The organism is Microcoleus sp. SVA1B4, assembly GCF_036700545.1.
GTDB lineage: Bacteria > Cyanobacteriota > Cyanobacteriia > Cyanobacteriales > Microcoleaceae > Microcoleus.
On the sequence record NZ_JAUBPB010000016.1, the window covers coordinates 63879 to 87436 of the forward strand.

18 protein-coding genes are annotated in these 23558 nt (G+C 45.9%); 8 read left to right on the forward strand and 10 right to left on the reverse strand.

The window, feature by feature from the left end:
* Positions 1 to 99: 99 nt before the first annotated feature.
* Positions 100 to 303 carry a hypothetical protein gene (locus tag QT987_RS10390; protein ID WP_333239546.1) on the reverse strand — a complete coding sequence of 68 codons (204 nt, stop codon included), beginning with the start codon at positions 301 to 303 and terminating at the stop codon, positions 100 to 102.
* 266 nt (positions 304 to 569) lie between these two features.
* Positions 570 to 809, reverse strand: a complete 240-nt coding sequence (locus QT987_RS10395; RefSeq protein ID WP_333070946.1) for a hypothetical protein — start codon at positions 807 to 809, stop codon at positions 570 to 572.
* A gap of 579 nt (positions 810 to 1388) precedes the next feature.
* On the opposite strand from QT987_RS10395, the gene QT987_RS10400 reads away from it, so the two are divergent.
* From QT987_RS10400 to QT987_RS10415, 4 genes are all read left to right on the forward strand, one after another.
* A complete protein-coding gene (locus tag QT987_RS10400; protein WP_172192361.1) occupies positions 1389 to 1646 on the forward strand; it encodes a hypothetical protein in 258 nt (85 codons plus the stop codon).
* On the forward strand, positions 1639 to 2862 hold the full coding sequence (locus QT987_RS10405) for a murein transglycosylase A (RefSeq protein ID WP_333239548.1): 1224 nt from the start codon (positions 1639 to 1641) through the stop codon (positions 2860 to 2862). The genes QT987_RS10400 and QT987_RS10405 overlap by 8 nt, the downstream gene beginning before the upstream one ends.
* 376 nt (positions 2863 to 3238) lie before the next feature.
* Positions 3239 to 3961 (forward strand): tetratricopeptide repeat protein, encoded by a 723-nt coding sequence (locus tag QT987_RS10410; RefSeq protein ID WP_333239550.1) that lies wholly within the window; start codon positions 3239 to 3241, stop codon positions 3959 to 3961.
* A 227-nt stretch (positions 3962 to 4188) separates the two neighbouring features.
* Positions 4189 to 5076: an ROK family protein gene (locus tag QT987_RS10415; RefSeq protein ID WP_333239552.1), complete on the forward strand. Its 888-nt coding sequence runs from the start codon at positions 4189 to 4191 to the stop codon at positions 5074 to 5076.
* 234 nt (positions 5077 to 5310) lie between these two features.
* Here QT987_RS10415 and QT987_RS10420 read toward each other — a convergent pair whose 3' ends face one another.
* The 3 genes from QT987_RS10420 to QT987_RS10430 all read right to left on the reverse strand — a co-directional run bounded on the left by QT987_RS10420 (position 5311) and on the right by QT987_RS10430 (position 8919).
* Entirely contained in the window at positions 5311 to 5733 is a 423-nt protein-coding gene (locus QT987_RS10420) for a hypothetical protein (RefSeq protein WP_333149438.1), read from the reverse strand.
* A gap of 464 nt (positions 5734 to 6197) precedes the next feature.
* Positions 6198 to 7856: a CTP synthase gene (locus QT987_RS10425; protein ID WP_333239554.1), complete on the reverse strand. Its 1659-nt coding sequence runs from the start codon at positions 7854 to 7856 to the stop codon at positions 6198 to 6200.
* Between the two features lie 106 nt (positions 7857 to 7962).
* The gene (locus QT987_RS10430) at positions 7963 to 8919 is read right to left on the reverse strand and encodes an Rpn family recombination-promoting nuclease/putative transposase (RefSeq protein WP_333239556.1); all 957 of its coding nucleotides are present in this window, start codon (positions 8917 to 8919) and stop codon (positions 7963 to 7965) included.
* Between the two features lie 315 nt (positions 8920 to 9234).
* Here QT987_RS10430 and QT987_RS10435 point away from each other — a divergent pair, with 315 nt between their 5' ends.
* From QT987_RS10435 to cutA, 3 genes are all read left to right on the forward strand, one after another.
* Complete coding sequence (locus QT987_RS10435; RefSeq protein ID WP_333239558.1) at positions 9235 to 11751, forward strand: VIT domain-containing protein; 2517 nt, start codon at positions 9235 to 9237, stop codon at positions 11749 to 11751.
* A 253-nt stretch (positions 11752 to 12004) separates the two neighbouring features.
* The gene (locus QT987_RS10440; RefSeq protein WP_333239560.1) at positions 12005 to 12901 is read left to right on the forward strand and encodes a pentapeptide repeat-containing protein; all 897 of its coding nucleotides are present in this window, start codon (positions 12005 to 12007) and stop codon (positions 12899 to 12901) included.
* Positions 12902 to 13089: 188 nt separating this feature from the next.
* Positions 13090 to 13410 (forward strand): divalent-cation tolerance protein CutA, encoded by a 321-nt coding sequence (gene cutA / locus QT987_RS10445; RefSeq protein WP_333239562.1) that lies wholly within the window; start codon positions 13090 to 13092, stop codon positions 13408 to 13410.
* Between the two features lie 67 nt (positions 13411 to 13477).
* Here cutA and QT987_RS10450 read toward each other — a convergent pair whose 3' ends face one another.
* Together QT987_RS10450 and QT987_RS10455 are read right to left on the reverse strand one after the other, a co-directional pair.
* On the reverse strand, positions 13478 to 14017 hold the full coding sequence (locus QT987_RS10450) for a DUF2231 domain-containing protein (protein ID WP_333239564.1): 540 nt from the start codon (positions 14015 to 14017) through the stop codon (positions 13478 to 13480).
* Between the two features lie 50 nt (positions 14018 to 14067).
* Positions 14068 to 14346, reverse strand: a complete 279-nt coding sequence (locus QT987_RS10455) for a hypothetical protein (protein ID WP_333225179.1) — start codon at positions 14344 to 14346, stop codon at positions 14068 to 14070.
* Positions 14347 to 14556: 210 nt separating this feature from the next.
* Between QT987_RS10455 and QT987_RS10460 the strand changes: the two genes are divergently transcribed.
* The gene (locus QT987_RS10460) at positions 14557 to 15789 is read left to right on the forward strand and encodes an FAD-binding oxidoreductase (RefSeq protein WP_333239566.1); all 1233 of its coding nucleotides are present in this window, start codon (positions 14557 to 14559) and stop codon (positions 15787 to 15789) included.
* Positions 15790 to 15835: 46 nt separating this feature from the next.
* On the opposite strand, the gene QT987_RS10465 is transcribed toward QT987_RS10460, so the two are convergent.
* The 3 genes from QT987_RS10465 to QT987_RS10475 form a co-directional block, all read right to left on the reverse strand.
* On the reverse strand, positions 15836 to 16954 hold the full coding sequence (locus QT987_RS10465; RefSeq protein ID WP_333239568.1) for an ATP-binding protein: 1119 nt from the start codon (positions 16952 to 16954) through the stop codon (positions 15836 to 15838).
* 4 nt (positions 16955 to 16958) lie between these two features.
* Positions 16959 to 20666 (reverse strand): PAS domain S-box protein, encoded by a 3708-nt coding sequence (locus QT987_RS10470; RefSeq protein WP_333239570.1) that lies wholly within the window; start codon positions 20664 to 20666, stop codon positions 16959 to 16961.
* Between the two features lie 90 nt (positions 20667 to 20756).
* Complete coding sequence (locus QT987_RS10475) at positions 20757 to 23543, reverse strand: adenylate/guanylate cyclase domain-containing protein (RefSeq protein WP_333239572.1); 2787 nt, start codon at positions 23541 to 23543, stop codon at positions 20757 to 20759.
* Between the last annotated feature and the right edge of the window lie 15 nt (positions 23544 to 23558).

Here is a 23558-nt window from a genome sequence, read left to right on the forward strand (position 1 = left end):
GCCCACAGACACCCCCAGCTAACCAGAAATATTGATGAGAAAAGGGTGCAGTCGATCGGTAAATCAAGACTATTTTAAGTGTTGCGGTCAAATCGTGTTCTAAAATACACAATCCCTGTATTCCGCCGGATTAATCATTGTAGGGACTTCGGCCAAGGCGTGTCCTGACTGTGGGGAACGGATAAAATTAACGGGGTTGGATGATGAAATTTCCCGTAGCACGGGCGAGGGCCCGACGCCATCGCCCTCGGAGGATGTGACAATCACCCAGCCATGTAGCCGGGGCGATGGAGGACACGGCATACCGTGTCCTCCATCGTGTCAACTTAAGCCCATCGTCCGCCAGTCCTCCCACCCGCCCGTCAGTCCGCCAGGGAATGAATTCCCTGTCTAATAGCTAAAGTCCTCTCAAGAGGACTAATGAGTTTAAAAGTCTTCTTCTGAGTCCTCATAGCGAGGACTTGAGTTTTGAGGCAGGGGTTTCAACCCCTGTCGGACTGCGGGTTTAACGTGTTTGTTGACACGACGAAAGGCACGGTGTCGTGTCCCTACCGTATTTAATCCAATTTTTAGGCTTTGCGCGATCGGCGAATGAGTACGCTTATCACTTGTCCCGGCTTTGCACCTCGCTGGGGCGGGCTCCAATCCCCGACGGCGGCAAATCCCAGTCGGTACAAGGTGTGGATGGTTTCTAACACGGCGGCGCGGGAACCGACAACCGTTATCCGCACGACTTCCTGTTCGGATACTGCTGAGTCGGAATTTGGACGCGCGGACAAGTTATCGTCAGGTACGAATTCCTGTGACATAATTATGGTCTCCTGGTTTTTGGTTTTCTAGGAAAACCCAAAAACCCAGCCGCCCCGCACGGTAACACAGAGCAGGGCGGCTACAGAGAGTGTTAAGATTCTCAATTAGCCTCCAGACTGGTTAGCTCAGTTTGGCGGTTAGCTGTCCATTGCTGTTGGTAGCAGCTTTGGGCAGTGCAACTAGATTTTTGAGCGACGCGGGCTGCCTCCTCTACAAGCTTTAGCAACCTCTAACTTCATAGCGTAGCCGCAGAGGGGGGCCGCCGTCAATCGATTTGAGATTTGAGATTTTGGATTTTGGGTTGTCCTCCCACCAAAGCGTGTCAAAAATCGCCTAAAACCCTTGATAAATCTCGCTTTTAGTCGAGTCTTGCTCCCCCTGGCATCCCTGTTAAGAAGGGGCGATCAGCGGGCCTAATCGTCAAACAGCAGACCCATACTACATTTGACGTTAAGTTGACACCAATGCCTCCAACAACTCTCCCCCTATCCAACCTACTCGATCGGGGAATGCGCCGAGTAAGAGGTAAAATATGAAATCGTTCTACAACCTTAAAATCAAAAATCTAAAATACAGATATGCCTAGAACACCCAGCGAATATTCCGTGCACCTGCTGCTTGAGGGCGGCCATCGCGAAGAAGTGCGTTTCGCAACGCTGCAAGATTTTCAAAAGTGGTACAGCAGTACGCTGGTGCCGAAACAAGATTCAAGAGAATTTCTTAACGTCCCGATTAAAAATATTCAAGGCGAATACATGGTAGTTCGGCCTACCAGCGTTCTCGCAATTCGCGTAGAACCGATATTTACTTCTAGTGTCGAACGATACGATGAATAAGGAAAATAATCAATTTAGTAGGAAAGATTGGAAATTGAGCAAGATTTTTCGCTATCAGCTATTAGCGATCGCCTGTTGCGTTTTGGCGATCGCTTTTTCGGTGCCCGCCGTTGCAGTTCCATCGCTGCAACCAATTAGTATAAATCAATTGCAAGCTGGCGAGGCGGATGATCTCGCCTTTGACGCTCAAATCTGGGGCGAAAATGGCAAACCGGGCGATAAAGAATTGCTGTTAAGGTCGATCGACCACAGCCTCCGCTATCTCAATACATCAGCCGCCGCCACTGCTTACAGCCGCTATCCAGTCGCAGGAGTTACGCGCGATCGAGTTAGGCGTTCTCTCGATCGATTCCGTCAATTAGTTGTCAGTTCCACAACCCCCGCACAACTTCAGGAATCTGTCAAGCGCGAATTTGTCTTTTACAAATCCACGGGCAAAGACGGCAAAGGAACAGTCGCATTTACAGGTTATTTCGAGCCGACTTACGCAGCATCTCGGACGCCGAATTCCGAATACCGTTATCCCCTGTACCGGATGCCGCCAAACATGGCATCTTGGCCGAAACCTCACCCGACAAGATTGCAATTAGAAGGCGCAGATGCTTTGCAAGCAAGTAAAGGATTGCTGCGAGGATTAGAATTAGTTTGGTTGCGCGATCGATTCCAAGCATTTCTCGTGCACGTCCAAGGTTCTGCGAGATTGCAACTAACAGATGGTAGCGAGATGACCGTCGGTTTTGCCGGCAAAACCAGTCACAGTTATACAGGAGTTGGACGAGAATTAGTTAAAGACGGAAAGTTTACTTTAGAAGAGTTAACTTTGCCGAAACTAAGGGAATATTTTACCAACTTTCCCGCAGATATGAACAAATATTTGCCGAAAAATGAAAGCTTTGTATTCTTCCGGGATAGTAATGGATCTCCAGCCACAGGAAGCATTGGAGTGCCAGTAACTGCCGAAAGGTCGATCGCCACGGACAAAGCCTTAATGCCACCAGGTGCGCTAGCATTAATTAGTACAAAACTCCCTTATCCGAATGCGGCAGGACAACTCGAACAAAATGCCGTGAATCGGTACGTTTTGGATCAAGATACTGGCGGCGCAATCAAAGGCGCGGGGAGAGTTGATGTATTTATGGGAACGGGGGATTTAGCGGGCGATCGGGCCGGTTATATCAACTCAACAGGAGAACTGTATTATCCGCTTTTAAAGTAGATTAATCTGAGATCTTGCACCATTGTCAATTACTTGTTTAGGAACAGGCAAGATGCCTGTTCCACAAGAAAACTCACTCTTTGTGGAACAGGCATCTTGCCTGTTCTTGAGAATGGTGCAAGATGTGAGTTAATTCTACTTCATCAGGACTTACGCACAGCCTCAATATATAGTGTTTTGTAGGGGCAAACCCCCCGTGGTTGCCCCCATACCTGGGATGATTGCGTAAGTCCTATTCATGTGATTGTTTGCTGTGCGTCGCAATCCCAGACACAACAGTGCCGTCTTCCTACAGATATCGCGGACAATCTATATGTAATCCTACTTTTGATAATTGCTATAAAATAGAAAATACCCCACCCTCCCAACCTCACAAATGCTCAACAAAATTCTGCAATTCTTCAAACGACTAATTCAGCGACTGTTCGGAACCCCAACCAAACCCACCCCGCCTTCGGAAAATACCGCCATCCGCCCAACATTAACTGACGCGGAATACGAGTCGAAATTCATGGAAATTCTCGAAGGGGTGAATGCCGGTTGGAGTCGAGGAGATGTAGCGGGATTCTTAATCGCAAAACGCCTTAAAGATGGTGAATTGGCTGCTTGGCTGCGACGGTTTGGGACTCGATTGTTAGAGGGCGAAAACCTGCAGGGCGGGCACGGGGGCACCGCCCCTACGGATGCGGTGGCATCGCTTCAGGAACTGGCGCAGCGGCTGGTATTGTTAGGTAGAATTGGCAGCGGGGAATTCTCAGAGGTGGCGAGGCAAATTGGGCGGGAGATATTGACACGGTTTCCGCTGCCGGAGGTTGAGGAGGAGGATACAAAGGGGAGGGTAATTGAGGCGGTTTTTGTTGGGAATGGTTTGGGTTTTTCTGGGGAAGTGAACCGCAGAGGCGCTGAGGGTGCACAGGCCGAATCGGAAGTTAATGTAGAGGCGAAAGCGTGGTGCGATCGAGGGAATGAGCAGTATAATTTAGGAAGATTTGAAGAGGCGATCGCATCTTATAACCAGGCAATTGCTCTCCAACCAGACTATCACGATGCTTTGCACAACCGAGAGGTAGCGCAACGTAAGTTAGGCGAAATTCAATAGGCGAACTCGCTGGTCTCCATAATTTTTGCTAGGTAGTGCGATCGGTATGATACTACTATTAAGAATTAAACGCAGTTTCCCTCGCTAATTATTATACACTAAAATAGGAGTTGGAGGATTTAAATCCTCACTACAAAGTTAATTGGTAAGGTGCACAATCTGCACCCTAAAATATGTTTATCCTATGAGGATCAATCCCAAATCCTTGCATCCCAAACCCAAATCGAATGATACAAGTAATCGGCATTGACTTAGGCGGAAGCGCCATTAAACTCGGCAGATTTAGCGAAAATGGTCTTTGTCACCAATCCTTAACTGTTCCAACCCCTCAACCCGCAACGCCAGAAGCAGTTTTAGCCGCGATGACGGATGCTATTTTACAACTGAATCCGGTCGAAAATGCTGTAAGTGCGATCGGCATCGGCACTCCAGGCCCCGCAGACGCCGCCGGCCGCATAGCCAGAGTTGCAATTAACCTCAAAAACTGGCATAACGTCCCCCTCGCTGACTGGGTAGAAGCTAAAACCGGACTGCCAACCATGTTAGCAAATGATGCCAACTGTGCCGGATTGGGAGAAGCTTGGTTGGGCGCAGGAAGGCACTTTAAAGACCTAATTTTAATAACTTTAGGTACAGGAGTCGGCGGTGCAGTTATCCTAGACGGCAAACTATTTGTAGGTCATCAAGGCGCGGCCGGAGAACTCGGATTAATTACTATAAATCCCGATGGCCCGGAGTGCAACAGCGGCAATCGCGGTTCTTTAGAACAGTACGTTTCGGTGCAAGCAATTCGCCGAGAAACGGGTTTGGAACCGCTAGAATTAGCAAATCTAGCTAAGTCTGGAGATGCCAAAGCTTTAGAATTCTGGCAAAATTACGGGCGCTATCTGGGTATCGGTTTGGCAAGTCTCATTTATATTTTGACGCCGGAAGCTATTATTATCGGCGGTGGAATTAGTGCAGGTGCAGAATTTTTCTTGCCGAAGGTTCGAGAAGAACTTGAGCAACGTGTACTGCCGAGTTCTCGCGAGGATTTACAGTTATTGGTGGCTGAATTGGGCAATCAAGCAGGCATGGTAGGGGCGGCAAAATTAGCTTGGCAGCTTGTTCAATAGTTAAAATTTCAAAAAGCAGCGCAGTTTATTGCGCTTTTTTCATATCTAAACTTAGGGTGCAACCTAAGCACCTTACCCCAAAAAAAAATAAAATGAATGTTAGGATTTACTAAAAATAGTCTTCCTTCCTCCTTCATTGTTCATACTTATAACTAATGACTAATGACTAATGACTAACAACTAACGACTAATGACTAATGACTAATGACTAACAACTAATGACTAATGACTGCTTCATGGCAGAGATTGTCCAGTGGTATTTTTAATGTATTCCTGAATTTCTTGATAAGTTTCCGGGTTGTTTTGGCGCAGGATAATAATATTAGTTGCGCTGTCAGGCAGGCAAAAGCTTAGCCGACCGTTCTGTTCGCAAGCAAAAGAGCTAATTCGACTCATATCGATCGCAAATTCTTTGCGGTCATAATGAATTTTAATCCACGAACCTCTCGAATTGCGATCGATGGTTTTTTTGAGGTAATCGAGAACTTGCTTGTAAGCCTCAGAATTGCCTTGGGGATTGAGGATAATCGGCTGACTGCTATTAGGCAGCCAAAAGGTGAGACGCTTGTTATCCAGTTCGCTAGAAAAAGCACTAATAGTGTCAAGGTCAATTATGTATGTACTTTTCTCATAAGTAATTTTGCTCCAATAAGCCACAAAGCCTCCTCAAACCTGTGTTTCCTGGTATTTTAGGATAGTTTGACAACTCATACCATTTTAGATTTTAGATTGTAGATTTTAGATTGGGCATGACTGATGACTATCGGGGTTGGGAAGTTGCCTAAAGTTACATTTTTTTTTACTGGTATCACCATTGAAATCCAAGCTAAAAAGTTAAGTAAAAATATCAGCATTTTTACCTTCTGCCTCCTCCCTTCTGCCTTCTCCCTTGTGGTGCTAGCCCCCCAGCCCTAGCATAGGGGTTGGGGGGGAAGGTTTTTCACTCGTTGAGAATGCTGCCCGATATCTAGTCCGATAAGTGCAACCTCTATCAAATCCTATTGGTCTGTTGGGCGGGTTTTGTAATGTCGATTGTCGGGGCGATTTGAATATTGTGTACTCTGAACCGCCCCTACAGACATCTAATATATCAGAACTAATCGATCGCACATGATATGAGATCAGTTTGCTGCAACTTTCCCAGCCACCAAGTCGCGACCCTCATCTTCTAAAACATCCTGCTTTCCCTGGATGCTAGCGGCCTGGATAAACCCTTGAAACAATGGGTGGGGGGCGCTAGGTCGAGATTGGAATTCGGGGTGAAATTGGCAGGCTATGAAAAAGGGATGGTTGGGAAATTCGATCATTTCTACCAAGCGGCCGTCTGGCGATGTACCGGAGACTGCATAACCTGATTCTAAGAAAAGATTGCGGTAGGCGTTGTTAAATTCGTACCGATGGCGGTGCCGCTCGTAAATCACTTCTTTCTGATAAAGTTTGAAAGCTAGCGTGTCTGGGTTGACACGGCACGGATACAAACCCAGTCGCATTGTACCGCCCAAATCGACTACATCTTGCTGTTCTGGCAATAAATTAATTACCGGATTCGCTGTATCTGGGTTAAATTCAGCGCTGTTGGCATCCTCTAGTTGAGCGATGTTGCGCGCCCATTCAATCACAGCACACTGCATCCCCAAACACAATCCCAAAAATGGAATTTTGTGGTGTTTAGCATATTCGATCGCCGCTATTTTCCCGTCAACTCCCCGAACCCCAAAACCTCCCGGTACAAGAATGCCGTTGATACCTTTGAGATAATTATCGAGGTTTCCCGATTCTAAATCTTCTGAGTTAATCCAGTGTAAATTCAGGTCGCAGCCGATCGCAATTGCCGCGTGCCGCAAAGCTTCGACCACCGAAAGATAAGCATCGTTCAACCGCACGTATTTGCCAACTAAAGCAATATCAATTTTGTGATTGGGACTGTAAAGCCTGTTGACTAAAGTTTGCCACTGATGCAAATCTGGCTGGCGATGTTCGAGTTGCAACAAATTGATCGTTTGTTCCGCTAAACCCTCCTGTTCCATCATCAGCGGCACTTCGTAGATACTTTTAGCATCTTGAGCGGTGATGACACATTCTTCGGGGACGTTGCAGAATTCCGACAATTTCTGTTTCATGCCCAAAGACAGCGGGCGATCGCACCGACAGACTAAAATATCTGGTTGAATGCCGATCGACCGCAATTCCTTCACCGAATGCTGAGTCGGTTTAGTTTTCATCTCCCCAGCCGAAGGAATCCAAGGTATCAGCGTCACGTGCATATACACAACATTTTGCCGGCCGACATCCTTGCGAAACTGGCGAATTGCCTCCAAAAACGGCAAAGATTCAATATCTCCCACCGTTCCGCCGATTTCCGTAATCACCACATCGGGATTGGTATTTTTTGCTACCCGGTGAATTCGATCTTTAATCTCGTTAGTGATGTGCGGAATCACCTGCACCGTGCTCCCCTGATACTCACCGCGGCGTTCTTTGTTAATCACCGCTTGATAAATGGAACCCGTGGTGACGCTATTGAGGCGAGACATGGAAGTATCGGTAAAACGCTCGTAGTGCCCCAAATCCAGGTCAGTTTCCGCACCGTCTTGCGTGACAAAGACTTCTCCGTGCTGAAAAGGGCTCAGAGTGCCGGGGTCAACGTTAATATAGGGGTCTAGCTTCAAAATCGAGACTGAATAGTCCCGCGACTTCAATAGGCGGCCCAAGGAAGCACCGACAATTCCCTTGCCGATGCTGGAAACCACGCCGCCGGTCACAAACACAAATTTGCTCATAGGATTTTCGACTTTAGATGTTTCAATGTCAGGTCAGACTCAAATGTGACATAGGTAATCCATAAGGGCAACCACGGGGGATTGCCCCTACACTCATTTGACCAAATTATTGACGATTGTTATGTGCTTGCAACCAAGTTGTCAAATCTGACACACTGGCAAAGTCTAATAGCGCCTCTCCTAAACTCTGTAATTGCTCAGCGGATAACTGAGCGATGCGAGTTTGAATCTCCGGCGACAACTGGCCGACACTGTGCTCCAACTGACGAACAATTAATGTCACATTTCCTTGTTTGATGCCTTGTTCGATGCCTTGTTCAATGCCTTGTCTGATTCCTTGTTCTATCCCGATTCTGGTAGCTTTGCTAATTGCACCGCGCTGGTCTTGAATAAAAATTTCTCGCCTTTCTAAATCCTCCAATTCATCAGGATCTAGATTTGCTTCATTGGCAATTGTAAAAGCTTTGCGGAGTTCCGGTACATTTCCCAACTCTTCCGGCACAGACCTTAACGTGCGAGCGGTTTTCATGAAATATATCCACTTGTCAGTCAGAGTCTCTAATTCTGCTAAAGTCTTGTCAAATTTTGGCAACTCAACAAAGACAAATTCTAATTCATCCGCCAAATACTCGACCCGATTGTTTTTTTCTTTGATACAAAACCGCGAAATTACTGTTTCCAGATGCTCAAACATTTGGAAATCTGTAATCGTCAAGGCAATCACGGGATTTAACAGGTTGTAGTTTTCTCCGCTTTTTAATTGCACTGAGTAAGCTTTGGTAGCATTGTATAAAATGCGTTTCTCAAAGGATTCTACATTCAATACCTGCATTTCAATGATCACAGTTTTGCTACCACCAATTTTTGCTTTAACATCCAAGTAAGTATCTTTGACTCCTTTGATTTTGGGAGCTAAATAAGGGTCAAGAATTTCTAAATCTTCGATGACTGGCTGCGCTTCGTAGAGAATGGCATTTAAGAAGCTAATCAAAATGTCTTTGCTGTCAGCCGAGCCGAAGATTTTTTTAAATGCAAAGTCGGTTTTGGGGTTAATAAAATTCATGGCTTTTTCAATTTATTAGAGATTGAGAGGTTGAGGTTAGAGTTATTTAATTATTTAACTATCATACAATCTTCTAGGTTGGGTTCGCGGACGATCGCCCCAACCGACTTCACCCAAATACGGATGCAAGCCCACAGCAGTCTAGACAAAAGTTCCACTCCCCCATGAGCGCCTGTAGAGTTAATCTAAAATCTAAAATCTAAAATCAGCCCTACGCGCTCAGTCATTTTTCCCAAAAAGCTAACTCAGGAACGTTTCGGCAATCGTAAAGTCATGGTAAACAAAGCACCTCAAGTCTGCTAAAAAACAACTGCTATGAAGTTTGTCTGCGTTCTCTCCCCTCAACGGTTGCTTTGTACTGGTATGGCATTGCTCGCTGCGCTCCTCTTCGAGGGCTTCGCTAACGAGTGTGGCGCGTGGGGCGCTCCCAATGCAGCGCGGGCAAAAGATCCTGGGGAAAATTATTCGTCTGTGTCGCCGAAAATCATCGCTAGTAACGATGTTAATTGCAATGGCGGACGATCGCCCGAAACTCCCTGTCCAGTCGGCGGTTTGTTCGTCAAAACTCCCAACACGACGCCAGAACAAGTCTTTCCTCTGAAACAGACTGAAGTTAAAGCCAAAATAGCTGGCAATATCTCCCGCGTCGAAGTTGTTCAGAAGTTTGAAAATCCTTTTCCCGAATCTATAGAAGCTGTTTATGTATTTCCTTTGCCCGATGAAGCGGCGGTGGATGATATGGAAATTAAAATAGGCTCACGAATTATTAAAGCTGATATCAAACGCCGCGAGGAAGCTGTGGAAATGTACGAACAAGCCAGAAAGCAAGGCCGGAGTGCAGGTTTGTTGGAACAAGAACGATCCAATATTTTTACTCAGTCTCTGGCTAATATCAAACCTGGAGAAAAAATTGAAGTTACGATTCGCTACACCGAAAGTCTCAAATTTGTCGGCGGCGATTACGAATTTGTGTTTCCAATGGTGGTAGGGCCTCGCTATATTTCGGGAAATACGACCCCCCCCAACCCCCCCTTGCTAAGGGGGGGCGATCGCATTAACCCGCCTGTTTTGCCTCCGGGAGCGCGATCGGGTCACAATATTGCTGTTTCGGTAGAAATAGATGCCGGAGTTGCGATCGGCGATGTCCGCTCTACTTCCCATCAAATTACAACTGACCGCAGGGGAAATATTGTGCAAGTCCAATTAGCCAATTCTGACACAATTCCCAATAAAGATTTAATTTTGCGCTATCGAGTGGCGGGCGAAAATACGCGCGCAACTGTCTTGACTCAATCCGACCAGCGGGGCGGTCATTTTGCTACTTATTTAATTCCGGCATTAAATTACAAAACTAATGAAATTGTACCTAAAGATGTCGTGTTTTTGATGGATACTTCCGGTTCTCAAAAGGGCGAACCGCTGGCAAAATCTAAGGAGTTGATGCGCCGCTTTATTCAAGGATTGAATTCCAACGATACTTTTACTATTATTGATTTTGCCAATACTACGCAAGCGCTTTCAACTACTCCTTTAGCGAATACGGCAGAAAATCGACAAAGCGCAATTAATTATATCGAAAAGTTGCAGGCTAACGGAGGCAGTGAACTGCTTAACGGCCTTCAAGCAGTGATGAATTTTCCGGCGGCGGCTACGGGAAGGCTGCGGAGTATTGTATTAATTACGGATGGTTACATTGGTAATGAAAATGAAGTGCTGGCTCTGGTTCAGCAGAGTCTGAAACCAGGAAATCGACTTTATAGTTTTGGTGTTGGCGGTTCGGTGAATCGGTTTTTGCTCAACCGTTTGGCGGAAGTGGGAAGAGGCACTTCTCAAGTAATTCGTCAAGATGAACCGTCGGCAGAAGCGACAGAAAAGTTTTTTCGTGAAATTAATCGTCCGGTATTGACTAATATTCAAATTAGTTGGGAAGGAGTGGGGGAAAAACCGGAGATTTATCCGATCGCACCCCCAGACTTGTTTGCGAGTGGGCCGCTGGTTTTGTTTGGCAAAAAGAGCGATCGAGCCCCCGGCCAACTTCGCATCCGCGGCACTCTGGCGGGCGGCAAAGCTTACGAGCAAGTTTTACCGGTTAATTTTGCTCAATCCGGCGGGCGGCAGCGAGAGTCTACTTCCGTCGCAGCAACCGCTACGGATTTTGGCAATCCGGCGGTAGCTCAACTTTGGGGGCGATCGCGCATTAAAGATTTAATGAATCAAATGTTTGGTGGTGAGACTAAATCTCTGGTGGAAGCTGTGACTAATACTGCTCTGACTTATCGCTTGCTGTCGGAATACACGGCTTTTGTGGCTGTGAGCGAAGAAGTGCGAGTGGAACCCGATGGATCTCGTCGCCGCGTGCAAGTGCCTGTGGAATTGCCGCAGGGTGTCAGCTATGAGGGTATTTTCGAGTCCGAGGGGGCAGAGCCAACTAGAGGCGGCACTCGCAGCGTTACCTCGAATCGCAACTCGGCACCGGTGAGTCCAGCTCCTGCTATGGCGCCGCAGCAAGGTTACGGTGAGTTGCAACGCCCGAAGCCTTTGGCTTCTCGCCTTCAAGTAGTTAGCGTCGAAGGGTTGGATGCCGAGGCGATCGCGGCTTTGAGTCAATACCTGCAATCTGTTAATCTCCCGGCGGGGGTTAGCGGTGAAACGGTGTGGAAGTTATTGGTACAAGACGGCCGCGTTGCCCGATTGGCGCTCGACACTAAAACCTCGACGCTGCAAGCAACAGACGCCGTAGAGGCTCTCAAGAGGGCCTTGAGTTCCTGGCAACCTCCTGCAGGATTCAAGGGCACGCTGCGCCTGAAGTTGCGAATAACGGTCGAGCCTTAAGGAATGACTATCTATGTCAAGAAACATTAACTTTTAATTCAAAAATACCGAAAGGGCGATCGCTACCGCGAGGAAGATATAAAATCTTTATTAAGAGATTGCCTTTAAACAGAAAGTGATGTTAATGAAATTTATACCGTTTGAGGCAAACGCTAAAACAGTTTCCTTTCTGAAACAGTTTCCTTTCTGAAACAACCTTAACAGTAAAGATTTCTGGATCGAAACCCCCCAATCATAGAAGGTATAACGCCCTATGGAAGTTAGTGAACTGCTCAACAATTACGAAAAAGGACAAAGAGACTTTACTGGAGCCGACCTCAGCGGGAAAAACCTCAGCGGAGCAATCTTAATCGGAGTCAACCTTTCGCGAGCTAATCTTTCCGGGGCGAACCTCAGTAGGGCGTTTCTCACAAAAGCCACACTCAAAGATGCACAGATGCACAGAACAAATCTGAGTTTTGCCAAAATGGGTGAAACCCAACTCTCTGGTGCAGATTTGACAAAAGCTAATTTGAGTGGAGCTTTTTTGGTAAAAGCCAAAATGCCCAAGGTAAAGTTAAGCGGCGCAACTTTAACTGGCGCAAACCTGCGCGGTGCTGTGTTGTGGAATGCCAATTTATGCAGCGCCGACTTGCAATTAGTTAACTTGCTGGGCGCGAATCTGACGGGAGCTAATTTTAAGTGGGCCAACCTTTACGGTGCAAGGCTCAATAGTGCAAAACTTTTTGGAGCTCAATTAACCGGAGTCAGTCTGCGGCGAGCGCAGTTGACAGGGGTGAATCTTTGCGGTGTAGATTTGAGCGGCGTTAACGTGAGCGAAGCTAAATTAATGGGAGCTAATTTGGAAGGCTCGAATTTGGCGGGCGCAAATTTCAGCGCGGCTCAGTTGCGTGGGGTGAAGTTGGCGGGTGCAAACTTAACCGGGGCTAAGTTGAGGGGAAGTTGTTTGAGAGGGGCAAATCTGAATTGGGCAAAGTTGTGTCAAGCAGATTTGATGGCGGCAGATTTGAGCGAGGCGACGTTAATAGGAACTAATTTAGATAATGCTTTGTTGACGGGAGCTATTTTGCCGGAATCTACTAGGCGCTATTTTTCCTTAGCTGGGGCTGGCAGAGTCAATTCTTGGGAAGTTAATGAGATTAACGGTTGATTGTTGACTGTTGACTGTTGACTGTTGACAATCAAGCATCCAGGATACCCGCCACGTGATTCATCTGTCCAGAAATAAAAAACCTGTATCCGATAAAGGATCCCCCGAATTTATCTCGCGCAAGTCAATGCTAAAATCTAAAATCTAAAATCTAAAATCTAAAATCGATTGACTGTTCACTGATTACTATGACAATTAATTTTGGGGTGGTGCTGGTAACTGCGGCATCGGAGGCGGAGGCGGAGAATCTCGCGAAATCTCTAGTTGAAAACAAGCTGGCTGCTTGTGTGAGTTTGTCACCAATTCGCTCGATTTATAGTTGGCAAGGCGAGATTCATTCCGAGTCAGAGTGGCAGTTGCTGATTAAAACTGATTTGGCTAAATTTGATGCTTTAAAAACAAAAGTTCAGGAACTCCATTCCTATGAAGTTCCCGAAATTATTGCTCTTCCTATTATCGCTGGCAGCGATGCTTATCTCAATTGGCTGGGACAATCTTTAAGTTTGTAGTCAAGATTTTAGTCCTAAATTATCCAATGAAGAGGGACGGAATTCCCTACTAAAAATGATCGGAAACCTAGGAATTATGACTGGTAGGGCCGATGACGCCGATTTTGTGGCGAAAACTTAGTTCGCCGCCGAACCAGCCTGTAACGCCCAGCAAAGTTGCTACGACGATCGATATTGCTAAACCTGTGTATACGATCGGCTCAGCCGGATTTCCTTGTCGCAACAGCAAGTTAATCAGGGTAAGTACCATAACCGCCACATTGCCACCCATGTGCAACCAACCGGCACTGCGATCGCGCACTCTTTTAACTTTGAAAAAATCTAAAAAGCCCGTGATTGCGGCCAAAATCCCCGCAGCAAAACCGACACCCATCAGCCAAACCGAAGCTCTCGCCCAAAACGGATCGCTTGTCAGCCAATAACCGACATCAGTGCCGGCGGCTCCTACTAAAAAGGCTACCGGAAAGATGACGATGATGGGGTGGATGGGATGGCCTGCAACTGAAAGCGTACTCGTAATACCGGCGTCGCGGTACTCTGTATCGTGACTTTCTAGAATCGGCGGAAGATTGGGATAGGGCGTACTATTTCTGGGATTTGTTTCCATGATTTCTACGATAACTTTTGTACAAAAAACCCGTTTTTATTGGATTGAACTTAATCCCAAACCCGCTCGCCATTTTCGTCAACGCGGGCCTGCCGAATTACGTCGGAAATTTCGTCGGCGTCTTTGACGTGGTGCAAAGCTTTCTTTTCCCCATCGGGTTCTTCGACGATTACATAAGTTGGAACTGTAACAACATCTCCCACGATGTCGGGTACGTGGTCTACCGCCAGTTGCTGCGCTTTTTCTTCAATGGTTTGCGGTTTGTCGGAAATACGATCGCCCGGATTGACCGTGCGCTCCATATCTTTGCCTGGTTTGTCGATACTCATAAAAACCTCTCTGGTATTTCTAATTTTTTGCTGACTCTAATTCCTACTATTGAACGAAAAATCTCTCTAGGTAAACATCTCCCGACGGGTGGAAGTTTCAGTTAGGGCGATCGCAGACAGCCTCTTCCTGTAGGTAGAGGTTTTTCGATTTGTTCCGAAAAAACTAAGCTAAAATCTAAGCATGATATTTTCATTTCCTTTGAGTTGCCCATGAAAAGTTACGATTGGATTGTTGTCGGCGGTGGCATTACGGGTGCGTCACTGAGTTACGAACTGGCAAAAAAAGGTTTTGCTGTGCTGCTTTTGGAACGAGATGCTACCATGCAAAATGCTACTCGTTTTAGTTATGGTGGCTTGGCTTATTGGTCGGGAACGACTGATTTAACGCGGCAATTGTGTCGGGAAGGTATCGAACGCCACCGCCATTTATCGGCCCAATTAGATGCTGATACTGAGTTTCGCGAGTTGGATTTGTTGCTGACAATTGATGCGGGTACTGATGTAGAAAAAGTGGCGGCTAATTACGCGCATTTTGCGATCGTTCCGCAGCTTTTGAGTGTTGCAGAAGCTGGCGAGTTGGAACCTTTGCTGAATAAAAGCGCGATCGCCGGAGCTCTGACTGTGCGTCACGGTCACATTTCGCCGAATGCCACAAATAAAGCTTATTGTCAAGGGTTTCTGCGGTTGGGAGGAACTATAGAATTTGCTGAAGTAATTGGGTTTATAGAAGAGGGAAATCGGATTTCGGGAGTTAAGACGGTACAGGAAAGTTATGCCTGCGAAAATACGGTTATTTGTGCTGGAGGTTGGAGTCGGAGTTTACTGAAAGCCGCTAGTGTTTCTGTGGGAGTTTATTTTACTCGCACGGAGATTTTGGAAACTGCACCTGTGGATTTGAAACTCAGGACTTTGGTGATGCCTGCGGTATTAAAACGTTTTGAATTGGAAGCTGAATCGAGTAGAAATGAGGTGGATTTTCTTTGGGATGAACCGGGTAAAGAGTTACAGCCGCCGATTTTAGATTCGGGTGCCATTCAATTTAATGATAGCAGTTTGCGGATCGGGCAATTGTCGCGCACTTTGAGCGATTTGAATGCTAAAGTCGATCGAGAAACCAGCGAAACGGCAATTCGTGCAGGAATCGGCAAGGTTTTGCCTGATTTGGCAGGTTTACCTGCAACTTGGCACGAGTGTAGTGTGGCATTTAGCGCTGATAATTTGCCTGTAGTGGGGCCGATCGCCGATCGCCCTGGATTGAACGTTTTTTCGGGTCTCAGCAATCCTTTGGCTATTGTACCTGCTTTGGCTGAGCGATTTGCTAATTGGGCGGGGGGAGAAGAAGATAGGGCGATGGCGCTTTTGTCTCCTAGTCGATTTATCGCAGAAGAAAGTTCGGCAACGGATTCGCTCGACGGATGTAACGGATGTCAGGAAGAAGGATAGATGACTAATGACTACTGACTACTGACTACTGACTACTGACTACTGACTACTGACTAATGACTACCAAAGGCAGCGTGACAATAAATGTAGTACCTTTGTCGATCGCACTTTCCACACTTATTGTACCGCCGTGCAGGTCAACTATGTGTTTGACAATGCAGAGTCCCAAACCCGATCCCTTAATTTTGCCTACATTAGCACCCCGTTCAAACTGCTGAAATAGTTTTTCTTGATATTCCGCTGTCATCCCAATTCCCTCATCTCGAACGCACAAAATTATTTGTTGGTTTTCGCAGCTTAAGTCTAAACTTACCTTGCCGCCGTTTGGAGAATATTTAATAGCGTTTGAAAGCAAATTAGTCAGAAGGTGGTGCAGTAGTTTGGCATCAAGATTGGCGTGCAGCGGATTTGTGTGACTGCGGAAATGTACTAGGTGCTTGTCGGTGACGATAGGTTGCAGTTCTTCTAAAATAGAATTGCATAAATCCGTCGCATTAATCAGATTTAAATTTAAGGAGATTTTGCCTGATTCTGCTTTGCTAAGCATTAAAATATCTTCCAGCAACCCACTCATATTACTGACGGCTTTTTTAATGCGATCAACATTTTTATTTTTCGTTCCGGTGGTTCTCTGCAAGTCGCTATCTTCTAGCATTTCAGCCGATAACTGTATAGTAGTTAAAGGAGTATTTAAGTCGTGGTATGCCATCGAAATAAAGCGCGATCTATTTTCGCTTTTTTCTGCTGCTAATGCCATTAATTTTTTCAGGATAACAGCTTCTTGATGTTTGCTCAGTGCTATCTTGATAGTGGCGTGCATTTCTCTTTCTTTAAAAGGTTTGAGCAGGTAGCCGTAAGAACCAGTATTTTCGGCTCGCTGCAAAGTTTCGTCGTCAGCATAGGCAGTTGTATAGATAATTGGTATATCTAATTCTTGATTAATTATTGCTGCTGTTTCTATGCCGTCAATGTCGCCTTTGATAACTATGTCCATTAAAATTAAATCTGGTCTTAGTTCGCGGGCGCGCTGGATGGCATCCGCTCCAGAAGAAACGATATCGGCAATTTGATATCCCAATTTTTCTAATTTAGGGGATAAGTTTTTAGCAATTAACAGTTCGTCTTCGACAATCAAAATCTTAATTGGTTTTTCGACCAAGCTCATATTGTTACAATCTTTGAAAGTAGTTTAACTCGTTAAATTTTAAGTGAAAGGATGTACCAACTTCTCTGGATATTTCGATTGTTCCTTCTAACTGCTCGGTTAAAGTGCAGACAACTTGAAACCCCATCGAGTGAGTTTTCCGAAAATCTAAGTTTTGAGGAAAGCCAATGCCGTTGTCCTTAACTAAAAGGTTGATTTCTCGATCGCCCGTTTGATAGCATTCTACACTAACTGTACCAGTTGTGCCATCAGGAAAAGCGTGTTTCAGCGTATTTGAAACCAATTCATTGGCAATTAAACCGCAGGGAGTAGCAGTTTCAAGATTTAGGGAGATTGGCTCAGCTAATACCTGCAACTGAATTTGGTTGTTGCTAATATTGTAAGAGTGAAACAAGTTACTTACCAAATCTTCGAGATATTCGCCAAAATTAATTTGCGCTAGGTTAGTCGAACGGTACAGTTTTTCGTGAATCAGAGCCATAGAATAAAGGCGATTCTGACTTTCTTCAAACATTTTGCTTACTTGGGGGTCGGCAACTGTGTTCGATTGCAATTCTAACAGACTGGCAACTACGCAAAGGTTGTTTTTGACGCGGTGGTGAATTTCTTTGAGCAAAATTTCTTTTTCTCTGAGGGAGTTTTTCAAATTTGCTTCTGCTTGTTTGCGATCGCTCAGTTCAGCTTGCAGTTGCTGGTAAAGTAGAGATTGCTGAATCGCGATCGCCAATTGATTTACCAACTGCTGAAATAAATTGATTTCCGATTCTTGCCACTCACGAGGGCGATCGCATTGGTGGGCTATTAGCAATCCCCAAATTTGGCTGTGCTGAATAATCGGCACTACTAACTTGGCCCTAACTTGAATCTGTTTCATAAACTGGGCCATACAAGGTGTAAGGGAGGGATCATCTAGTTGGGAGATCGCACAAATTCGCCCTTGCAAATAAAGCTGAGAACTTTGGGCCGGAAAAACCTCTTCGCCAAAACATTTATCCACCAGTTGGCTGCATCCTTCTGCAACGGCTTCAGCAATGACTCGCCCGCCATTTTCGGGTAAAAGTTGATAAACCAAAACTCGATCGGCTAATAATACTTGCTGGAGTTCGGCAACGGTAGTGTTGAGAATTTCCTCTAATTGCAAAGACTGGCGCACACGACGGGCGATCGCCTCCACAAGCCTTTCTTGCTCGAACTGCTGCCCCCTAGCGAGTTCGGCATATTTAGAATTGCTGATATCCGCGGCATAACCAATAATTTCGATCGGAACACCTCTGCTATCAACCAATAGTTTGAGTTCCGTCCTTAGCCAGCGGTAACTTCCGTCTTGGTGTAGAAAACGATACTCGCAAATGCAATTTTTACCCTCGGACAAATCCGAAAAATTTACTAAAAATTGTGGCCGATCTTCAGGATGAATCCGGCTCGACCAAAATTTACAATCTGCTAACAATTCTTGGGGGTCGTAGCCAACGATTGTCTGAACGTTGTCGCTGATGTAAGTAGTACAAAAGTCCCCCATCGGTGCGGCTGTAAAAATTACCGCCGGATTAGAACCCAGCAAAAATTGCAGGCGTTCTTTTAACTGCTGAAATTCCATTTCTGCTCGCTTACGATAACTGATATCTTCGATCGCCCCCATACTGTAGAGAGGAATGCCCTCGCGATCGCGGATCAGCGTCACCGTCAAGTTTGCCCACATCAGCTCGCCATTCTTCTTAATCAAGCGTTTTTCCCTTTGGAAGCGAGAAATTTTGCCACAGATCAACTGCTTGACTTCCTCTACATCTGCGTGTAAATCTTCTGGATGCGTGAGTTCACTAAAAGTCATGCTAGCCAACTCCGAATCGCTGTAGCCCAACATCTGGCGGTGAGCTTCATTCACTTTGATCGTGCGGAAGTCGCGCACGCTTGCCAAACCAAGCGCGATCGGAGCATCGTCAAATAAGTTGCGAAACTTTTCCTCGCTCTTTTGCAGTGCAGCTTCTGCGTGTTTGCGAGCGGTAATGTCTCGGGCTACCCACATCACCCGATCGAGCTCCAGGGGCGAAATACTGGCATCAAACCAAAATAACTTGCAGCCAATTTCCATCCTGTATTCAATTCTGTGGGTTTCCCCAGATGCCAATGTTTGGCGAATGTGGCCGAGGGCAAAATTAGCTTCCGCTTCTGGGAAGATTTCGGCGAGGGTTTTGCCCAGCACTTCAGGAGCCGGTTTGTACAGCAGTTCGGGAGCCGTGGGGGCGATTTTGAGGTAGCGGCCGCTTGCGTCGAAAACCAGGACGATATCCGTCATGGCGTTAAACAGCGCCAGCAGTTCGGCTTCGGAGTTTTGGAGTTTTTCTTCCGTCAATTTGCGATCGGTAATGTCAGTGTCAGTGCCAGTCAGGCGGAAAGCCCTGCCAGAAGCCGATCGAATCGCGCTGCCACGGGCTAGTATCCAGCAGGTGCTGCCGTCTTTACGCACCATCCGGTGTTCTACTTCATAAATTTCTGTCAAACCTTCTAAATAAGCATTTACTGCTTCGGCGACGGCAACTCGATCGTCGGGATGAACGTGAGATGCCCAATTTTCCATGCGGTTAGGAATCTCTGTGTCTTGATAGCCCAACAAAGCTTTCAAAGAGGGAGCAATGTAGATTTCATCGGTTTGCAAATTCCAGTCCCAAACCCCCACTTTGCCGGCCGATACTGCCAGTTCGTACCATTGTGTCCGCTGCTGCACTCTCAGTTCTAACTCTGCATTGAGCTGCTGCAAAGCGATTTCTGCTTGTTTGCGATCCGTGACATCCCTGCCTGCAGCTTGATACTCGACGATTTGTCCGCTCTCGTTGAATATAGCCCGATCGATCCACTGGTGCCAGCGAATTTCCCCGCTCGGCAAAATTACTTGGTGCTCGCAGGTAAAAATAGGGTTGTCGGGAGACACAGAAGTATATTGCTGTTGAAAAAATTCTCGGTCTGCTTCTGGCAGCAGCGACATGAAGCATTTGCCTAGTAAGTCGATCGGCTGCACGCCGAAATAACGGCAATAAGCTTGATTGACAAAAGTTATTTTACCGTCTGGGAGGTAGCGGCAAATCAGTTCGGTTTGGTCTTCCACAATCGCCAGGTAGCGCGCCTCGCTCTGCCGCAGGGTATTTTCGGCATTTTGGCGATCGCTGACTTTTTCTAGTTCACAATTGCCCTCTAACAGTTCGCATTGTTCCTGGAGTTTTGCCACTTCTTGGTGCAGTGCCTCGATCCAGCTATACATTGCTGGACGAATACTTTTTTCACTGATTAAACCTACTGGCTGACCCAGTTCATCTACAATTGGCAAGCAATCAATCGAGTATTGACAAAATAGCTTGAATGCGGTAGTAATATCTGTAAATTCTGATTCTTTTAAAACAATTAAATTCCGCGTCATTGCGTCGGCAACTTTCATGCCTTGCCATCCATATTCGGTCGCAGCTAAGTTGAGCACATCTTCCGGGCTTAGCAGTCCGACTAGCTGATTTTTATCGACAACTAAGACGCAACTAATAAATGCTTTTACAGTTTCGTTTGAGTCGGGAAATGCAGGTGAATTAGGCAGTGGGCAATGGTTGTTCGTCCGACGCATCAGGGCGATCGCCTCTGCGAGCGAAGTTGAGGGCCCAACCATCACAGGATGGCGATCGACAGCTTCGTCGGGCGATCGTAAATTGGCCGACAAATTAGCAAGTTCCATTAGTCTTGGTGAAAAAGTATTGTTAATTAACTTTAGCAACACTTGTAGTCATCAGCCAGATGACTGATGACTGATGACCGATGACCTGCCTTATATTCGGCCAAGGAGCAGATAAGTTTTCATTGCCCCTTTGCCCTTAACTTCAATAGTTCCCCGCTCCTGAAATACATATTTGTGTTCCAATAACTTATAAGTAGTTTCGCTGACTTGAATCCGCCAAGGCAAACCGTGAGATTCCATGCGGGAAGCAATATTTACTGTGTCGCCCCACAAATCGTAAATAAACTTTTTTATGCCAATTACTCCAGCCACAACCGGGCCGCTGTGAATGCCGATGCGGATGCTAAAATATTTATTATGGCTAGCATTAAATCGGGCTATTTCTGCTTGCATATCTAGCGCCATTTGGGCGATCGCCTCTGCGTGGTCTGCCCTGGGTTCAGGCAGCCCTCCAACCGCCATGTATGCGTCGCCGATGGTCTTGATTTTCTCTAACCCATGCCGTTCGCACAAAAGGTCAAATCCTGAGAAAATCTGATTCAGAAGATCCACCAGTTCGATCGGATTCATGACGGCAGACAAAGCAGTAAACCCCACAATGTCAGCGAACAAAACAGTCACTTCTGGAAAGTATTCGGCAATAGTAGTTTCGTTTTGCTTGAGGCGTTCTGCTATTGCCTTGGGCAAGATATTTAACAGCAGCTTTTCTGATTTTTCTTGTTCTTCCCGCAGGGCATCTTCTGCTTGCTTGCGTTCCGTAATGTCATGGTAACTCCAGACTCGGCCGATAATTTTATCTCCCAGCCGCTGCGGTTGCGAATAGCGTTCAAAAAATCTGCCGTCCTGAAATTCCAACAAGTCGTAACTTTCGGCTTCTGGCTGATCGTAAAGCGATTCTATTCTCTCTTGAAATGTTTGGGCGTCTTTGAGTTGATTCAGGAAAAAGGCGATCGTTGTGGCGTCATTTCGGAGTGCCATCACTTCGTTAGGTAGGCCCCACATTTCCACAAATTCTCGATTGAAAGTGACTATTTTTCCGCTCCTGTCAGTAGCTAAAATACCGTCAGCAGTAGAATCAAAAGTTGCTTGCAGCAGGGATACAGATTTTGCTAGGGCGTCTTCGGCCATTTTTCGAGCAGTAATGTCTCGCAAAATAGCGCGAATCGCTACTAGCGAACCTTCCGCAAATTTACAGCTTATGCTGCCTTCTAGCAAAATTTGTTCGTGATTTTTAGTAATAAATATTGTTTGAATAGAGTCGGGATACAATGTATTTTCATTGATCGTTTTTTTGGTAATAGCTTTATAGAATATATCCAGAGACTCAGGCGAGCTGTTCGGATGAATGATATCAAAAACAGTCATTTGAGCAATTTCTGTTTCGGTGTAGCCCAGAGTTTCCCGCCAAGCCCGATTTACATACAAAAAATGACCGTCCGCTCCTATACTTTGAATTAAGTCAGTAGCATTTTCAAATAAGTCTCGCAGTTGTTCTTCGCTTTCCCGCAAAGCTATTTCAGCTTGCTTGCGCTTAATGAATTGACCAATTTGGCTACCGATTGTTGCCATGGTTTGGAGCAATTCTTCATCAAAGCACTGCACTTCCCTGCTGAATAAAATCATCACGCCCAAAACAGACCGGGCCGATTTTTCCGCCTCGTAGCCACCCAAAATTGGGAAACCAAAAGCTCCGTGCAGTCCTTCTTCAGCAGCGATTTCTCTACGCAGACAACAGTCACTTTTTGTGACATCTGCAATCCACTGAGCTGAACCGCTAGCCCAAACGAAACCGGGCAATCCTTCGCCAAATGCACAGGTCATTTGTTCGGTAAATTCTGCAAATTTGGGGATCGAAAGTGAGCGTTTTGTCCAACTGGCGACACAGCGAAGCAAATTGGGAGCAGAAACCGCAGTTATTCTCTTAGTTTCTGACAGCAGTTTTTCCCCGGATTCTGGCATCCAAAGTTCGACGGTATCCCATCCCAAGCTGTCGCAAATTACAGGGAGAATTGCTGCTATAGCTTTTTTGATTGTTTCGGATGCCGACAGGATGCGAGTAGCGATGTACTGAGTTATTTGTCGCTTGCGGGCGCGCTGTTTATCTGTGACATCGCGGCCGATGTACACGAAATCTTGAAGGGTGGGCAAAGAACTAGAAATGCCTTGAATGTCAGTCGAAATAGCCGTACAGGAAAACGAAACTGTTAGTTTTTCTCCGGTTTTTGCCGTGCAAATTACTTCGGCATTAGTTTGCGATTGTTGAGGCTCATCTGGGCTAACTGCTTGCAAAGAGGAGCCAAAAGCAGCAAGAGCGTCTATTTGCTGGCCTACTAATTCTGATTCGCTGTAACCGAACAAATCTTGAGCCGCTTGATTGACTTTTTTAATCTTTCCCGATGCTGTTGTTACCAATAAAACTTCAGCCATTGAAGTAATAATTTTTTCAACATAATTATTAGTAGCGGCTAAGGTACTCAATAAAATATCCATTTCATTGGTAGCTTGCACTAGAGTTTGTTCTAAAGCCATCCTGTCGCTTACGTCTTGAAAAAATATAATTAATCTCTGATAATTTTCGTCATTGCTAAACTCCACGATATACATATCAAAATAAAGCCGCGAACCATTTTCTAATAGTCGCGTCATCGCTTTTAATTCAAAATTTGGCAAACGTTTTTCAAAAATATCGATTAAAATTTCTTCAGTTCCCACTAATTCGGGAAAGGGAATGCGAACATCGTTGCCGGCGACTACTTCCTCGGGACAGTCGGCAAACTGCTGCACTTGTAGAGAGATTTCTTGGATAAAAAAGTTTTTATCCAGTGCTAGGTACTCCAAGTGGTGGGGAACTAACAGTTTTTTTAACAAGGTTTTCATGTGAGATTTTTATTA

What these genes read in the sequence shown, in the direction of transcription:
- QT987_RS10390 (WP_333239546.1), bottom strand. Translation starts at nt 303, where the DNA reads ATGCCGTGTCCTCCATCGCCCCGGCTACATGGCTGGGTGATTGTCACA.
- QT987_RS10395 (WP_333070946.1), bottom strand. Translation starts at nt 809, where the DNA reads ATGTCACAGGAATTCGTACCTGACGATAACTTGTCCGCGCGTCCAAAT.
- QT987_RS10400 (WP_172192361.1), top strand. Translation starts at nt 1,389, where the DNA reads ATGCCTAGAACACCCAGCGAATATTCCGTGCACCTGCTGCTTGAGGGC.
- QT987_RS10405 (WP_333239548.1), top strand. Translation starts at nt 1,639, where the DNA reads ATGAATAAGGAAAATAATCAATTTAGTAGGAAAGATTGGAAATTGAGC.
- QT987_RS10410 (WP_333239550.1), top strand. Translation starts at nt 3,239, where the DNA reads ATGCTCAACAAAATTCTGCAATTCTTCAAACGACTAATTCAGCGACTG.
- QT987_RS10415 (WP_333239552.1), top strand. Translation starts at nt 4,189, where the DNA reads ATGATACAAGTAATCGGCATTGACTTAGGCGGAAGCGCCATTAAACTC.
- QT987_RS10425 (WP_333239554.1), bottom strand. Translation starts at nt 7,856, where the DNA reads ATGAGCAAATTTGTGTTTGTGACCGGCGGCGTGGTTTCCAGCATCGGC.
- QT987_RS10430 (WP_333239556.1), bottom strand. Translation starts at nt 8,919, where the DNA reads ATGAATTTTATTAACCCCAAAACCGACTTTGCATTTAAAAAAATCTTC.
- QT987_RS10435 (WP_333239558.1), top strand. Translation starts at nt 9,235, where the DNA reads ATGAAGTTTGTCTGCGTTCTCTCCCCTCAACGGTTGCTTTGTACTGGT.
- QT987_RS10440 (WP_333239560.1), top strand. Translation starts at nt 12,005, where the DNA reads ATGGAAGTTAGTGAACTGCTCAACAATTACGAAAAAGGACAAAGAGAC.
- cutA (WP_333239562.1), top strand. Translation starts at nt 13,090, where the DNA reads ATGACAATTAATTTTGGGGTGGTGCTGGTAACTGCGGCATCGGAGGCG.
- QT987_RS10450 (WP_333239564.1), bottom strand. Translation starts at nt 14,017, where the DNA reads ATGGAAACAAATCCCAGAAATAGTACGCCCTATCCCAATCTTCCGCCG.
- QT987_RS10455 (WP_333225179.1), bottom strand. Translation starts at nt 14,346, where the DNA reads ATGAGTATCGACAAACCAGGCAAAGATATGGAGCGCACGGTCAATCCG.
- QT987_RS10460 (WP_333239566.1), top strand. Translation starts at nt 14,557, where the DNA reads ATGAAAAGTTACGATTGGATTGTTGTCGGCGGTGGCATTACGGGTGCG.
- QT987_RS10465 (WP_333239568.1), bottom strand. Translation starts at nt 16,954, where the DNA reads ATGAGCTTGGTCGAAAAACCAATTAAGATTTTGATTGTCGAAGACGAA.
- QT987_RS10470 (WP_333239570.1), bottom strand. Translation starts at nt 20,666, where the DNA reads ATGGAACTTGCTAATTTGTCGGCCAATTTACGATCGCCCGACGAAGCT.
- QT987_RS10475 (WP_333239572.1), bottom strand. Translation starts at nt 23,543, where the DNA reads ATGAAAACCTTGTTAAAAAAACTGTTAGTTCCCCACCACTTGGAGTAC.